Origin of the sequence: Amycolatopsis roodepoortensis (genome assembly GCF_014873915.1) — a bacterium.
Taxonomy (GTDB): domain Bacteria; phylum Actinomycetota; class Actinomycetes; order Mycobacteriales; family Pseudonocardiaceae; genus Amycolatopsis; species Amycolatopsis roodepoortensis.
Map to the genome: position 1 here is coordinate 1935026 of NZ_JADBEJ010000001.1, position 14818 is coordinate 1949843.

14 protein-coding genes are annotated in these 14818 nt (G+C 68.6%); 9 read left to right on the forward strand and 5 right to left on the reverse strand.

What is annotated here, in order from left to right; all coding sequences use genetic code 11:
• Positions 1-18: 18 nt before the first annotated feature.
• On the reverse strand, positions 19-1173 hold the full coding sequence (locus H4W30_RS08855; RefSeq protein WP_192742324.1) for an NAD(P)/FAD-dependent oxidoreductase: 1155 nt from the start codon (positions 1171-1173) through the stop codon (positions 19-21).
• Between the two features lie 475 nt (positions 1174-1648).
• Complete coding sequence (locus H4W30_RS08860) at positions 1649-2485, reverse strand: helix-turn-helix domain-containing protein (protein ID WP_192742325.1); 837 nt, start codon at positions 2483-2485, stop codon at positions 1649-1651.
• Positions 2486-2631: 146 nt separating this feature from the next.
• On the opposite strand from H4W30_RS08860, the gene H4W30_RS08865 reads away from it, so the two are divergent.
• From H4W30_RS08865 to H4W30_RS08885, 5 genes are all read left to right on the forward strand, one after another.
• A complete protein-coding gene (locus H4W30_RS08865) occupies positions 2632-3867 on the forward strand; it encodes an MFS transporter (protein ID WP_192742326.1) in 1236 nt (411 codons plus the stop codon).
• A 95-nt stretch (positions 3868-3962) separates the two neighbouring features.
• Complete coding sequence (locus H4W30_RS08870; RefSeq protein WP_037338283.1) at positions 3963-5285, forward strand: M20/M25/M40 family metallo-hydrolase; 1323 nt, start codon at positions 3963-3965, stop codon at positions 5283-5285.
• Positions 5285-6175, forward strand: a complete 891-nt coding sequence (locus H4W30_RS08875) for an alpha/beta fold hydrolase (RefSeq protein ID WP_192742327.1) — start codon at positions 5285-5287, stop codon at positions 6173-6175. Before H4W30_RS08870 ends, H4W30_RS08875 begins: the two co-directional genes overlap by 1 nt.
• 31 nt (positions 6176-6206) lie before the next feature.
• Positions 6207-6803, forward strand: a complete 597-nt coding sequence (locus H4W30_RS08880) for a winged helix-turn-helix domain-containing protein (RefSeq protein WP_007029600.1) — start codon at positions 6207-6209, stop codon at positions 6801-6803.
• Positions 6804-7547, forward strand: coding sequence for an SRPBCC family protein (locus H4W30_RS08885; RefSeq protein WP_192742328.1), 744 nt, complete (start codon positions 6804-6806; stop codon positions 7545-7547). It begins immediately after the preceding gene.
• Here H4W30_RS08885 and H4W30_RS08890 read toward each other — a convergent pair.
• From H4W30_RS08890 to H4W30_RS08900, 3 genes are all read right to left on the reverse strand, one after another.
• Positions 7540-7761 carry a DUF5703 family protein gene (locus tag H4W30_RS08890; RefSeq protein ID WP_016334446.1) on the reverse strand — a complete coding sequence of 74 codons (222 nt, stop codon included), beginning with the start codon at positions 7759-7761 and terminating at the stop codon, positions 7540-7542. The genes H4W30_RS08885 and H4W30_RS08890 overlap by 8 nt on opposite strands.
• The gene (locus H4W30_RS08895; protein ID WP_192742329.1) at positions 7758-8771 is read right to left on the reverse strand and encodes a YncE family protein; all 1014 of its coding nucleotides are present in this window, start codon (positions 8769-8771) and stop codon (positions 7758-7760) included. The genes H4W30_RS08890 and H4W30_RS08895 overlap by 4 nt, the downstream gene beginning before the upstream one ends.
• Before the next feature lie 113 nt (positions 8772-8884).
• Positions 8885-9850: an aldo/keto reductase gene (locus H4W30_RS08900; protein ID WP_185927109.1), complete on the reverse strand. Its 966-nt coding sequence runs from the start codon at positions 9848-9850 to the stop codon at positions 8885-8887.
• A 137-nt stretch (positions 9851-9987) separates the two neighbouring features.
• Between H4W30_RS08900 and H4W30_RS08905 the strand changes: the two genes are divergently transcribed.
• The 4 genes from H4W30_RS08905 (at position 9988) to H4W30_RS08920 (ending at position 14791) form a co-directional block, all read left to right on the forward strand.
• The gene (locus H4W30_RS08905; protein WP_192742330.1) at positions 9988-11034 is read left to right on the forward strand and encodes an LLM class F420-dependent oxidoreductase; all 1047 of its coding nucleotides are present in this window, start codon (positions 9988-9990) and stop codon (positions 11032-11034) included.
• The gene (locus H4W30_RS08910; protein WP_034318569.1) at positions 11034-11873 is read left to right on the forward strand and encodes an undecaprenyl-diphosphate phosphatase; all 840 of its coding nucleotides are present in this window, start codon (positions 11034-11036) and stop codon (positions 11871-11873) included. The genes H4W30_RS08905 and H4W30_RS08910 overlap by 1 nt, the downstream gene beginning before the upstream one ends.
• A gap of 62 nt (positions 11874-11935) precedes the next feature.
• Complete coding sequence (locus H4W30_RS08915) at positions 11936-12646, forward strand: histidine phosphatase family protein (RefSeq protein ID WP_126733119.1); 711 nt, start codon at positions 11936-11938, stop codon at positions 12644-12646.
• Positions 12647-12748: 102 nt separating this feature from the next.
• A complete protein-coding gene (locus H4W30_RS08920) occupies positions 12749-14791 on the forward strand; it encodes a M3 family metallopeptidase (RefSeq protein ID WP_192742331.1) in 2043 nt (680 codons plus the stop codon).
• Positions 14792-14818 lie beyond the last annotated feature (27 nt).

Here is a 14818-nt window from a genome sequence, read left to right on the forward strand (position 1 = left end):
CGATGGTTTGATTGACGTTTACGCGGCTACCCGGAGACGATCGGGTGAACAGTCGCGCAAGAGTGAAGGGATTTCGCCGGTGGTTATCTGGGTCGCCAATGCCCGCCCGATGAGCGGAGCGAGAATGACGCCGCTGTTGGCGAACGCCTCGTAGTATCCGGACACGGTCGACAACGCTCCGGCGCTGGGCAGGCCATCCGCGGGGAACACCGCGGTACCGATGCGTTTTCGTTCGATGGTGAAGGCTTTCAGTGCCGGAATCGTGCGGTAGGCGCGATCCAGCAGGTTCTCGACATTGTCGCGGCCGAGGTCGGACTCGGCCTCACCGGTCAGAACGGCGTCGACCTGTTCGGACCGTACCCGCACCCTGCCTGGACCGGCGGAACGCGCGTGTAGTTCCGCCCCACGCAGGACGTGCCGCAACGGATCACTGTCACCGGCCAAGTCGAGTACGAGACTGCTGCGGTCGGCGATACCGCTGACCATGGGGGACCCGAGCGTCGCCGCCACGGCTGGGGCCTGCGGCCCGGCCGCGTTGACGACGGCGTCGACCTCGAGGCGTTCCCCGTCGTCCAACCGGAGCGCCGTCACCTGCCGGCCACGGAGTTCGATCTCCTGGACGCCGGCGTTCGACAAGGTCACCTCGCCGATGGATTTCGCCGCGTCCAGCACCGACGAGACCATGAGCGGCCCGTCGATCCAGCCTTCCTCGGTCAGGTGCGCGACCGGCGTCTGGGCTGGGGAGAAGGGGATGGCGGGCTCCAGCTCCCGGCTCACTTTCGCCGCGTCATGCCAGATGACGCGGTACCCCCAGGAACGAAGTCGCTCGGCTTCCTCGACGAAGGACCGGGTGCTGACGCCGCATCTGCCGTCCGCGCCGGCCCAGGCCAGGCTGCCGGTCGGATGCCACCAGGGTGCCGAATCGAACAGTCCGGCGAAATGCGCGTGCTCGATGATTCCCGCATGGCTCAATTCGAAACGCCGGTAGGTCGGCTGCTGATAGGCGCTCAGCCTCGCGAAACTGGCGTCCGTGGTGAGTCCCCCTGGCCGGCCACGATCCACGCAATGCACGCGCACGCCGCATTGTGCCAGAAACAGGGAAACGCAAGACCCGATGACGCCTGCCCCTACTACTCCTACGGTTGGCAAATTCCCTCCTCGTTGATGGCGCACGCCATCGACCCCAGTGCAAAAGCCATCTCGGCAAAAGACATCCCCAGTTGAATTCCTCAGCCCCAGTCGCTCCCATGCTAACCAATGATCGGCAGGTCCAACTGGTCCGATCGAGTGGTTACCACTATGTGGGCGACCGGGATTTCGATCTTTTCATGCGATGCCTGAATGGACCCGTGGCGAAAACGGCGATGAGCGCCGCCAGGGTCAGGAGAATCCCCATTTGGAACTTATGGTGAACAAACTCTTCGGTCCGACGTGTGCGATATGGGCACGATGTTCATCGGCACGACAAAGCGACGGGACGAATGCTCGTCCTGTCGGCTCGAAGGCAGTTATCCGATTCGATCAGCTGGCACGGTGATTATTCGGCTCGGCGCAAAGTGATCCCCCTGGTTTTTGCTTTCTTGTCGAAGCCGCACGCCGTTGTGCCGGATCGAAACGGATACCGGGACTTCGTCGGTCCCGGCAAGTTTCACGAGATGGAACGCAGTCGACCTCGGGACTGCCGGTGCAACTGGTCGACGGCCTGTGCCGTCTGGTCGTCCGCGGGCAGGAACACGACGATCTGCTGATCATCGGCGGGCAACTCCAGTGTTTCGCGCGTCAGCCGAAGTTCAGGGCCGGCCGGATGCTTGAGTCGCAGCACGCCTCGTCGTGGTACCTCATGGCGGTTCAGCCTGCGGGTGAAGTCGGTGCCCGCGAGCGGAATCAGCTCGGCGGTGAGCCATTCGAGATTTTCGACGGAGGGCGCGAGCCACAGGTCGAACGCCTGCTCGTCGGCGATGGCGTCCCAGTCGGTGAAGAAGGTGCGCGCGCGTGGATCGGTGAAGACGTAGCGCGTGATGTTCGGTGTTTCGGCGTCGAGCAGACCGGTTCCGCTGGTGACCGTCGCGTACGTGCCGGTGTAGGCGAGTACGTCGCCCAGCCTGTTCGTCACGATGGCGATTCCCTGTTCGAGCATGCGCAAGGTGTCCATGATGGACTGACGCACCTGACGGCGCGGCGGCGCGGGCTTGAAATGGGCGGAGCATTCGTCCCCGGTGATCTTCGCGAGATAACGCAGGTGGTTACGCTCCGAGGTGCCGAGGCTGAGCGCGTCGGCGATCGCGTTCACGACCGCGGTGGACGGGTTGCGGTCGCGCCCCTGCTCGATGCGGGCCAGGTATTCCATGCTGATGCCCGCTCGAGCGGCGAGGTCCAGACGGCGTAGTCCTGGTGACCGGCGACGGCCTCGGTCCGGCAGCCCCAGGGATTCCGGCTGGATAGCGTCTCGTTTGGCTCGGATGAAGTCACCCAACGGCGTACCCATGACCCTCAGCTTACGGTGCCATTCGCCAAGGGCGTACCAGTCAGGGTAGCCCTGTGGGGGCCAGCCTAAGCATGGCCTGGTTGCCGACGCGGGATGACCCGAATATGGGCGCATGAAGAACTGTTGCACTAGGGCGGCCGGCTGACATGAGTTCCGCATTGGACGCACAACGGCCGACGCGTCGTTCCGGTCAGGCGCTATTGCTTTGGGGTTTGCTGGTCATCGCGGCGAACCTGCGGCCCAGCTTGACCGGTGTCGGACCGCTGCTGGATCAAGTGCAGGCCGACCTCGGGCTGTCGGCTGCCGTGGCCGGCCTGTTGAACACGTTGCCCCTCCTCGCTTTCGCGGTGATCTCCCCGCTGGTGCCGCGGCTGGCCGCGCGCCGCGGGCCCGAGCGGGTACTCGCGGGCGCGCTCTTGGTGCTGACGGTGGGGATCGCGATCCGGTGGATCCCGACGGTGGCCGGTCTGTTCGGCGGGACCGTACTGATCGGGGCCGGTATCGCGGTGGGCAACGTGCTCCTGCCGAGCCTCATCAAACGCGACTTCCCCACGAAGGTGGGCCTGCTGACGAGCGCGTACGCCACGGTCATGGGTGGTGTCGCGGCGGTGGCCTCCGGAGTGGCCGTGCCGATCAGCGAGGTCGCGCCCGGTGGGTGGTCGACCGCGCTGGGCTGCTGGATCGTGCTCGCGCTGCTGGCGATCGCGCTGTGGTCGCCGCAACTGCGGACGCCTCCGCCGGTCGCGGCGGCGGTGCACGGTGGACATCGGCTGCCCTGGAAATCGGGCCTGGCATGGGCGGTCACGGCGTTCATGGGACTGCAGTCGCTGGGCTTCTACGTCGTCGTGACATGGCTTCCGGGGGTGGTCCAGGACACCGGGATCAGCCCGGCCTCGGCGGGGTGGCTGCTGTTCCTCTTCCAGGTGGTCGCGGTGCTGACGAGCCTGGCCGCACCCGCGTTGCTGCGCCGAGCGCGTGACCAGCGCGGGTTGGCGACGGTGAACTCGCTGATCATGCTCGCCGGCTACGTCGGACTGCTTTTGGCGCCGGAATGGGCCGTGGTGTGGACCATCGTCCTCGGCTTCGGTGGCGGCGCCTGCCTGGTGCTCGCCTTGGCCTTCCTCGGCCTGCGTGCTCACGACGCGGCCGGAGCGGGAGCGCTGTCGGCGATGGCGCAGTCGGTCGGCTATCTGCTGGCGGCGGTCGGGCCGGTCCTTTTCGGGTTGCTGCACTCCGTCAGCTCGGGCTGGCAGGCACCGCTCATCCTGATGTGCGTCGCCGCGTTCGGCCAGGCTGTCGTCGCGATGGTGGCGGGGAAGGGCACCGTGCGTCCCTCCGGCGATCACCAGGCACCCGATCAAACTCCAGCGCCTGCTCGGTGATCAGACGCGGTGCCACCGCGGGGGTGGGCGGTCACACGCCGTCCACCACGCGGTGGCAGCGGGTCGACAGGCTCCACCAATGGTAGGAATGCCTGGTGACCGAACCGAATTTGATCGAAGCAGCCGCCGAAGAGGCAGTCACCCTCACCAGTGAACTGATCCGCATCGACACCACCAACACGGGTGACCCCGACACGCTGGTCGGTGAACGCGCCGCGGCGGAGTACGTCGCCGAGAAGCTCACCGACGCGGGCTACGAGATCACCTATGTCGAGTCCGGCGGCAAGGACCGCCACAACGTGATCGTCCGGCTGCCGGGCGCCGACCCGTCGCGCGGCGCGCTCCTGATCCACGGTCACCTCGACGCCGTTCCCGCCGACGCCTCGGAGTGGTCGGTGCACCCGTTCTCCGGTGCGATCCAGGACGACTACGTCTGGGGCCGCGGCGCGGTGGACATGAAGGACATGTGCGGCATGGCGCTCGCGCTGGCCCGCCACTACAAGATCAACGGCATCGTCCCGCCGCGTGACCTCGTCTTCGCGTTCCTGGCCGACGAAGAGGCGGGCGGCAAGTACGGGGCGCAGTGGCTGGTCGAGAACCGGCCCGAGCTGTTCGAAGGTGTCACCGAGGCGATCAGCGAGGTCGGTGGCTTCTCGATCACGCTGAAGGACAACGTCCGCGCGTACCTCATCGAGACGGCCGAAAAGGGCATCCGCTGGATGAAGCTGCGGGTGCGCGGCACCGCCGGTCACGGCTCGATGATTCACCGCGACAACGCCGTCACCAAGCTGTCCGAGGCCGTCGCGAGGCTGGGCAACCACCGGTTCCCGCTGGTCATGACCGACTCCGTCCGCGAATTCCTGGACGGCGTCACCGAGATCACCGGCTGGGACTTCCCCGAGGACGACATCGAGGGTTCTGTCGCCAAACTCGGCAACATCTCCCGGATGATCGGCGCGACCCTGCGCGACACGGCGAACCCGACGATGCTCACCGCGGGCTACAAGTCGAACGTCATCCCGTCCGTGGCGGAGGCTTCGGTCGACTGCCGGATCCTTCCCGGCAGGCTGGAGGCGTTCAACGCCGAACTGGAGGAGATCCTCGGCCCGGACATCGAGAAGGAATGGATGGAGCTGCCGCCGGTCGAGACGACCTTCGACGGCGCCCTGGTCGACGCGATGACCAACGCGGTCCTCGCCGAGGACCCGGGCGCCCGCACGCTCCCGTACATGCTCTCCGGCGGCACCGACGCGAAGTCGTTCCAGTCCCTCGGGATTCGCAACTTCGGCTTCGCCCCGCTGCAGCTGCCCGCGGACCTCGACTTCTCGGCGCTGTTCCACGGGGTCGACGAGCGGGTCCCGGTCGACGCGCTGAAGTTCGGCGTGCGGGTACTCGACCGCTTCCTCCGCTCTGCCTGATGCCCGGTCTGCTGGCCGCCGACGGAACACCCCTGCACTTCGAGCGCTGGGGTGATCCGTCGGCGCCGGTGACCGTGGTGCTCCTCCACGGGTACGCCCTCGACAGGCGAAGCTGGCGTGCCATCGCGCCGGTGCTGGCCGAGGCGTCCGCGGAGGAATCGCTGGCCGTGGTGGCCTACGACCAGCGCGGCCACGGCGAATCCGGTGAGGTCCGCGCCTCGTCGGCGACCATGGGGCACCTCGCCGACGATCTGGCAGAGGTGCTGGAGAAGGTGATCCCCGGCGGCAAGGTGGTCCTGGTCGGTCATGACATGGGCGGCCTCGCGATCCTGTCGCTCGCCCAGCGCCATCCGGACGTCTTCGCGGCGCGGGTGGCCGGAATCGGGTTGCTCGCCATGTCGGCGGGCGGTGTCACGCCGGACGCGATCTGGCCGAACGCGCTCGGGAAACTCGGCCGCGACCTGGAGATCGTCTTCGGGACGAAGCTGATCGGCCTGGTGCGGGAGCACACGAGCAAGGCGGTGACCGCCGGGCTGCGGTGGTGGCTCTTCGGCGACGACCCGGTGCCCGCCGACGTCGAACTGACCGTGCGGATGATCCGCGGCAACTGGCCACAGACGGTCTCCGCGTTCCGCCCCGCGCTGGACGCCTACACGCGGGAATCGGCGTTGTCGCAGGTCGGGGCGGTGCCGGTGACGGCGATCGTGGGGGAGCGCGACAAGCTCGTGCCTACAGCGGACGTCGAGGAGCTGGCGGGCGCGGTGGAGAACGGGACGGCTGTGGTGCTGCCCGGCGTCGGGCATGTCGTCCCGCTCGAGGCGGCCCCGCAGGTGATTCCCCGTCTTCTGGCGCTGGCGAACGAGGCTCGCCGACAACCTGGACTGTCTTGACAAGTTCTGTTTTCGGTGACACCGTCTTGGCATGTTCTCCGTTGCGGTGATCGAGGACGCGGAAGCGGCCGAAGTGTCGCTGGATCCGGTCCGGGCCAGGCTGCTCGCCGAACTCGCCGAACCGGCGTCGGCCACGATGCTCGCCGCGCGGGTGGACCTGCCGAGACAGAAGGTGAACTACCACCTTCGCGCCCTGGAGAAGCATGGGCTGGTCGAGCTCGTCGAGGAGCGGCGGAAGGGCAACGTCACCGAGCGCATGATGCGCGCGACGGCGTCTTCGTACGTCATCTCGCCGACGGCGCTCTCGGCCGTGCAACCCGATCCGGCCCAGTCACCCGACCGGCTGTCCGCGCGCTGGCTGCTCGCCGTGGCGGGCAGGCTGGTGCGCGACGTCGGCCTCCTGATCACCGGCGCGACCAAGGCGCGCAAACGGGTCGCGACCTTCGCGATCGATGGCGAGGTGCGGTTCTCCTCCGCCGCGGACCGGGCCGCGTTCGCCGAAGAGCTGACCGTCGCGATCACGAACCTGGTGAGCAAGTACCACGACGAAGGCGCCGAACAGGGCCGGGACCACCGGATCGTCGTCGCCGTCCACCCGAGCGTCCGCACCGAGCCCGAGGAGCGCTGAATGGGCCACGAATTCGAGATCACCGATCGCGTCGAGGTCGACGCGACCCCGGAACAGGTCTGGGACGCCATCGCGACCGGGCCGGGGATCACGTCGTGGTTCATGGGACGCAACGAGGTCGACGGAGGCGTCGGAGGAACGGTGAAGACCGCTTTCGGGGGCTTCGAGCCCACCTCGGCGATCACGTCGTGGGATCCGTTGGAACGGCTCGTCTACGGCACGGAACCCGCGCTGGACGGGCGTTTCGTCGCCTACGAGTTCCTCATCGAGGGCCGGTCCGGCGGAAGCACCGTGCTGCGGACCGTGACGAGCGGCTTCCTGCCCGGCGACGACTGGGAAGACGAGTTCGAGGCGATGACCGCCGGCGGTCAGCTGTTCCTTCGCACCCTTGTCGAGTACCTCAACCGTTTCGCCGGCCGGAAGGCCGTTCCGGTGACGGTGTTCGGGCCGATGATCTCGGACTGGGACAGCGCGTGGCTGACGCTGGGCCGGGAGCTGGGCCTGGCTGGGCGGCCGGAGACGGGGGACCGGGTCCGGCTGTCCACCGGACCGGTGTCCACTGTGGACGGAGAGGTCTACTTCACGAACGCGCAGACGGTCGGGATCCGGACCGAGGACGCGCTACTGAGGTTCGTCCGCGGCTTCGCCGGGCCGATCTGCGCGATGCATCACCTGTTCGGCGACGTCGACTCCGCGGAACAGGACGCGCTCTGGGCCGAGTGGCTCGGCCGGGTGTTCAAGTGATGAGGCCGGGCAGGGGTGTGGCGGTGCGCTTGCGGCGCAACCACACCCTCCGCGTCCCATCGGAGTAGAGCCGGACGGTCGACAGCTCCCAACCGGCGAACTCGGCGTGGATCGACAGCTGCGTCGCCGCCGCCCGCCGGGAAACACCGGGCGGAAGCTGCAACCGCCGGTACTCCCAATCCCCTTCGACCACCGCCTCGTCCACGACTGTCATGGCGTGATCACCTGGATCCCTTCTCCGATGGCCGAGCCGACGACCACACGGCCGCCCTGCTCGTCGACGGTGACCGAATCTGGCTGCCGCACGGTGGGGAACCGGTGCTTCTCGATCGGTTCCCCACCGCGGACGTCGAAACCGACGACCTCGTTGCGTCCGGTGAGCGTGACCCAGACGAGGCCACGAGGTCGGTCGTAGGCGATGCCGTACGCGCCGCCGGGAACGGGATAACGCTGGCGCAGCAGCAACGGCGTCGTGGAGAACGCCAGCAGCGCGCCCGCCCGCGCGTCGGTGACGAAGACGCGGCCGAGATCGTCGGTGACGGCGTTGGCCGCACCGTCGCCCGCCCGCAGACCTTCGCCGATCTTGCCCTCGTCGAGGTCGACGGCGAACAGGGCGGTGCGGAGCTTGTCGAGGACGACCACGCCGTCGCCGGTGTTCAGCACGTCGTCGGCGCTGTAGATCTGGCCGGTGATGGTCTTCGGCCCCGCGTTCTTCGACAGCACCTCGACGGCCTTGCGGTCCCGCACCGAGACCAGCGTCGCGTCACCGGCGGCGAGACCGGCCGACGGCTGCCCCGCGACCGGGACCGTCTCCAGCGCGCCACCGGGCAGCGAGATCTTCGCCAGCAGGCTCTTGCCAGGGACGCTGGCGAGCACCTGGGATCCCGAGACCGTGAGTCGTTCGGCCGGGCCGGGCAGGGCCACGGTCGCCTTCGGGGCGTCCAGGGCGGCGAGATCGTAGATACGCAGCGACGGTGGCTCGGAAACGGCGACGACCAGCGTCTTGCTCGCCTCGTCGGTCACCAGCGCCTTCACACCGGGCGCCGCGAACACCGACCCCGCGGGCTTGACCGTCACCACGGGGGAGACCGCCGCGGTCGCCGCGACGGGGTTCTGCACGATCTGCAAGGTGTCGTTCGGTGTGTCGTCCGTACTACAGGACGAGAGCACCAGGACACCGGCGAGCGGGATCGCGATCCGGGAAACGGCGGACAGCCGACCCACCTTGGTGCCTCCACCTGCTACTCGTCGTACGGACCTGTCCAGCATCCTCCAGGAACTCCACCACGTCACGTCCGCGTCACCCAACAGTCACCTAATCCAGTATTCGAGACGGCTCACAGGCCGCGTTCCGGGTATCCGACCTCGATCGCGCTGACGTCGTCGAGCGCCGAGCGGATGGCGGGCGGGAGGGTGATCTCCTCGGCCGTGAGCGAACCGGTCAGCTGACCGGTGTCACGGGCTCCGACCACGGGCGCGACCACTCCGGGCCGGTCGCGGACCCACGCCAGCGCGACGGCCAGCGGCGACGTCCCGAGGCCGTCCGCGGCCGTCGCGACCGCCTGCACGATCCGGGCGGCGCGATCGGTCCGGTGATGTTCGACATAGCCGGCGAAAACACTCGAAGCACCACGCGAATCCGCGGGTGTCCCGGTGCGGTACTTACCGGTGAGCACACCCCGGCCGAGCGGTGCCCACGGCAGGAGCCCGATGCCGTGGTGCTCCGCGGCCGGGACGACTTCGCGATCGACCCCGCGCTCCAGTAGCGAGTACTCGACCTGCGTCGAGACCAGCGGGGCGACGGCGGAGCTGCGGGCCGCGGCGGTCGCGAGCTGCCAGCCCGAGTAGTTGGAGACGCCGACGTAGCGGACCTTTCCGCAGGTCACGGCGTACTCGAGGGCGGCGAGCGTCTCGTCGACCGGCACGGTGGTGTCCCACGCGTGCAGCTGCCAGAGGTCGATGTGATCGGTGCCGAGCCGCCGGAGCGAGCCGTCGAGCGCGCTCAAGAGGGCGCCTCGCGAGGCGCCGCCACCGAACGGGCCGTCGGTGCGGCGGGCAACGGCCTTGGTCGCGAGGACGATGTCGTCCCGGGGGACGAGGTCGCCGAGCAGCGCGCCGAGGACGCGTTCGCTCTCGCCCTCGCCGTAGATGTCGGCGGTGTCGACCAGGGTGCCCCCGGCGTCGACGAACGCGACCAGCTGGCTGGCCGCCTCCTCCGAGTCGGTGTCGCCACCCCACGTCATGGTCCCGAGGGCCATCCGCGAGACCCGAAGTCCCGACCGGCCGAGCTGTCGCTTTTCCACGACGGGCGAGCCTAGCCGGAAGGCAAGTGCGGGACGCGGAGCAGGTGAGCGTGTCGTGATCGAGTACCACCGTGCGGGTCATCACCGTGTCAACACCCTGAACGGAGGAGTGACTCTCCGGTGGATACATTCACGCCGTGCGACTCGGACTGAACTTGGGCTATTGGGGCGCGGGGAACGACGCGGCCAACCTGGCATTGGCGAAGAAGGCGGACGAACTGGGCTACGCGGTCGTCTGGGCCGCGGAGGCCTACGGGTCGGACGCGCCGACGGTGCTCTCGTGGGTGGCGGCGCAGACCTCACGGATCGACGTGGGCAGCGCGGTGCTCCAGATCCCCGCGCGGACACCGGCGATGACCGCGATGACCGCCGCGACCCTGGACACGCTTTCGGGCGGCCGGTTCCGCCTCGGCCTGGGTGTTTCCGGCCCGCAGGTCTCCGAGGGCTGGCACGGCGTGAAGTTCGCGTCCCCGCTGGGCCGCACCCGCGAATACGTCGAGATCGTCCGCAAGGCGCTGAGCCGCGAGCGGGTCCGGTACGACGGCGACCACTTCCAGCTGCCCCTGCCCGGCGGGCCGGGCAAGGCGCTGACCCTGACCGTGCACCCCGTCCGTGACGAGATCCCGGTGTACCTGGCCGCCATCGGCCCGAAGAACCTCGAGCTGACCGGCGAGATCGCGGACGGCTGGCTGCCGGTGTTCTACTCGCCCGAACACGCCGGTGAGCAGCTGAAGCTGATCCAGGCCGGGGCGGACAAGGCCGGGCGCACCCTCGACGGCTTCGACGTCGTCCCCACCGTCCCGCTCGTGGTCGGTGACGACTGGAAGGCCTGCGCCGACGCGGTCCGCGGGTACGCGGCGCTGTACATCGGCGGGATGGGCAGCCGGGAGAAGAACTTCTACAACCAGCTCGCCTGCCGGATGGGCTTCGAGCGCGAAGCCGCCGACGTCCAGCAGAAGTACCTGGGCAGGGACTACGAGGGCGCCATGAAGGCCGTCCCGCTGGAGTTCATCGACGCGACGTCGCTGCTGGGCCCGAAGGAGCGCATCGCCGAATGGATGCAGGCCTTCGCCGGGTCCGGCGTCACGACGCTGACCGTCGCGCCCGCCATGCCGGATCCGGAGGGCTCCGCACGTGCCCTCGAGGTCGCGGCCGAGGCGATCGAAACGGCCGGTGTCGCCTGATGGGCTGGTTCGAAGCGCTGGTCCTGGGTCTCGTCCAGGGCCTGACCGAGTTCCTGCCGATCTCCTCCAGCGCGCACCTGCGGATCACCGCGGCGCTCGCCGGCTGGGACGACCCGGGCGCCGCGTTCACCGCCGTGACCCAGATCGGCACCGAACTCGCGGTCATCCTGTACTTCTCGGCCAAGATCGGGAAGATCCTCCGCGCCTGGTTCTTCTCCATCTACAAGAAGGACTGGCGCCAGGACCCCGACGCCCGGCTGGGCTGGCTGATCATCGTCGGCTCGCTGCCGATCGTGGTGCTGGGCCTGCTGCTGCAGGACGCCATTGACGAAACCTTCCGTGACCTGCGGATCACCGCGACGACACTGATCGTGTTCGGCCTGATCCTCCTGGTGGCCGACCGCATCGGGAAGCAACAGCGCACCCTCGACCACCTGACCGTGCCGCACGGCCTCGGCTTCGGATTCGCCCAGGCGCTGGCGCTGATCCCGGGCGTCTCCCGCTCCGGTGGCACCACCAGCGCCGGGCTGCTGCTCGGCTACACCCGCGCGGAGGCGGCGGAGTACTCGTTCCTGCTGGCGTTGCCCGCGGTGTTCGGCTCGGGGCTGTACAAGCTGACCGACATCGGCAAGGACGGCGCCCCGGCGCAGTGGGGGCCGACGATCCTGGCGACGCTGGTCGCGTTCGGCGTCGGGTACGCCGTCATCGCCTGGCTGATGTCCTACATCAAGACCAAGAGCTTCGTGCCGTTCGTGATCTACCGGCTCGTGCTCGGTGTCCTGCTGTTCGTGCTGATCTTCACCGGGGTCCTCGACCCGGGCGCGGGTCCGCACATCTGATCCCGCGCATCCAGAGGACTGAACGCGGGAGGGGGCAAAGCACGACACGTAGGGTGGGCCACGTGAGTACTGTGATCCTTCTGCGCCACGGCAAGTCCACGGCGAACGGTTCGGGCGTCCTTGCCGGGCGCACGCCCAAGGTCGGCCTGGACGACACCGGCCGGGCGCAGGCGGCCGCGCTCGTCGAGCGCCTGGCGCCGGTCCCGCTCGCGGAACTGGTGGTCTCGCCGATGCTCCGCTGCCGTCAGACGGTCGCGAAGCTGGCCGAGGCACGCGGTCTGGACAAGCTCAAAGAGCCCGGTTTGTCCGAAGTGGACTACGGCGAATGGACCGGACGCGCGCTCAAGGATCTGTTCAAGGAACCGCTGTGGCGGGTCGTGCAGGCGCATCCCTCGGCGGCGGTCTTCCCCGGCGGGGAAGGGCTCGCCGAGATGCAGGCGCGCGCGGTCGCCGCCGTTCGCGCGCACGACGCGAGGATCACCGCGAAGCACGGTGAAAACGCGGTGTGGCTCTTATGCAGCCATGGCGATGTGATCAAGGCGATCCTCGCCGACGCGCTCGGCCAGCACCTCGATTCCTTCCAGCGGATCGTGGTCGACCCGGCGTCGGTCTCGGTCGTCCGGTACACCGAGACTCGTCCGTTCGTGTTGCGCGTCAACGACAACGGCGGCGACCTGGCCGGTATCGCCCCACCGGAACCCCCGGCCAAAGCCAAGCGCGGCAAGGGAAAACGCAGCTCCGACGCGGTGGTGGGCGGTACCACCGGAGCGTGACCACTTCCGCCGTGGCGTCACCGCCACGGACGGCATCCACCGGCCCCTCGCTGCCCGTAAGGTGGCCAGACCAGCAGTTTCGACGACCCGGGAGCAACACCGATGATTTCGCAGGACAACCCGTTCGCCGCGCCGAGTGAGCTGCCCTACGCACTTCCACCGTTCGACCGGATCGCCGACGAGCACTTCCTTCCCGCCTTCGAAGCGGGCCTGGCCGAGCACGCCGCGGAGATCGAGGAGATCGCGAGTTCGGCCGAGCCGCCGACCTTCGAGAACACCATCGTCGCGCTCGAAAAGTCCGGCAGGCTGCTGTCGCGGGTGTCCAGCGTGTTCTTCAACCTCGCCGGGTCGAACGCGAACGACGAGATCCAGCGCGTGCAGGCCGAGATGGCGCCGCGGCTGGCCGCGCACGCCGACGCCATCAACCTGAACCCGGCGCTGTTCGCCCGGATCAACTCCCTGTTCGAGCGCCGGGACGAACTCGGGCTCGACACCGAGTCGCTGCGCCTGCTGGAGCGGCACCACACCGACGTGCGCCGCGCCGGCGCCGGTCTCCCCGAAGCCGACCAGAAGCGCCTGCGTGAGCTGAACGAGCAGATTTCGACGCTGTCGACCCGATTCCAGCAGAACCTGCTCAAGGACACCAACGAACTGGCCGTGGTCGTCGACGACGTCGCCGAACTCGCGGGTCTCGGCGAGGACGAGATCGCCACGGCGGCCGAAACCGCCGGCGAGGAGGGCAAGTACGTCCTCAAGCTGACCCTGCCGACCGCGCAGGCCGCGTTGGCTTCGCTGGAAGACCGCGCGCTGCGCGAGCGGATCTTCACCGCGTCGGTCTCCCGCGGCAACCGGGGCAACGAGTTCGACAACAACGAGGTCGTGGCCCAGCTGGTCCGGTTGCGTGCCGAGCGGGCCGCCGTGCTCGGCTTCCCCGACCACGCCTCGTACGTCATCGAGGACGAGACCGCGAAGACCGCCGAGGCCGCAGTCGGTCTCCTGGAGCGGCTCGCGCCCGTCGCGGTCGCCAACGCCAAGGCGGAGGCCGAAGAACTGCAGCGGTACCTCGAAGCCGACATCCCCGGCGCGATCCTGCGGCCGTGGGACTGGGCGTTCTACGCCGAACGCGTCCGCAAGGACCGGTTCGAGGTCGACACCGCCGCGCTGCGCCCGTACTTCGAGCTGAACCGGGTGCTGACCGACGGCGTCTTCTTCGCCGCGTCCAAGCTGTACGGCCTGAGCTTCACCGAGCGGGAAGACCTGCCGAAGTACCACCCCGAGGTCCGGATCTTCGAGGTCTTCGACGCCGACGGCGCGGAACTCGGCCTGTTCCTGCTCGACTACTACGCCCGGGACTCGAAGCGCGGCGGCGCCTGGATGAACAACTTCGTCGACCAGACGAGGCTGCTGGGTACCAAGACGGTCGTGGTGAACGTGCTCAACGTCGCCAAGCCGCCGGCGGGGGAGCCGACCCTGCTGACCTTCGACGAGGTCGTCACCGCGTTCCACGAGTTCGGGCACGCGCTGCACTCGCTGCTTTCCGACGTCGAGTACCCGATGTTCTCGGGCACCAACGTCCCGCGTGACTTCGTCGAATATCCCTCGCAGGTCAACGAGATGTGGATGCTCTGGCCCGAGGTGCTGGCCAACTACGCCAAGCACCACGTGACCGGTGAGCCGCTGCCGCAGGAGCAGATCGACAAGCTCCTGGCGTCGCAGCAGTACGGCGAAGGCTTCTCGACCACCGAGTACCTCGCGGCGTCCCTCCTCGACCAGGCGTGGCACGCGCTGGGCACGGAGGACAACGTCGAGGACGTCCAGCGGTTCGAGGCCGAGGCGCTGACCAAGGCCGGTGTCGCGCTGGAAGCCGTGCCGCCGCGCTACCGCACCACCTACTTCGCGCACATCTTCAGCGGCGGCTACAGCGCCGGGTACTACTCCTACATCTGGAGCGAGGTCCTCGACGCCGACACCGTCCAGTGGTTCCGGGAGAACGGTGGGCTCACCAGGGAGAACGGCGACCACTTCCGCCGCGAACTCCTCGGACGTGGCGGCAGCGTCGACCCGATGGCCGCCTTCCGCGCGTTCCGCGGCCGCGACCCGGAGATCGAGCCGCTCCTGAAGCGGCGCGGCCTCGCGGGCGCCTGACCCGCTGACGGTTCCCGCCCGGACACC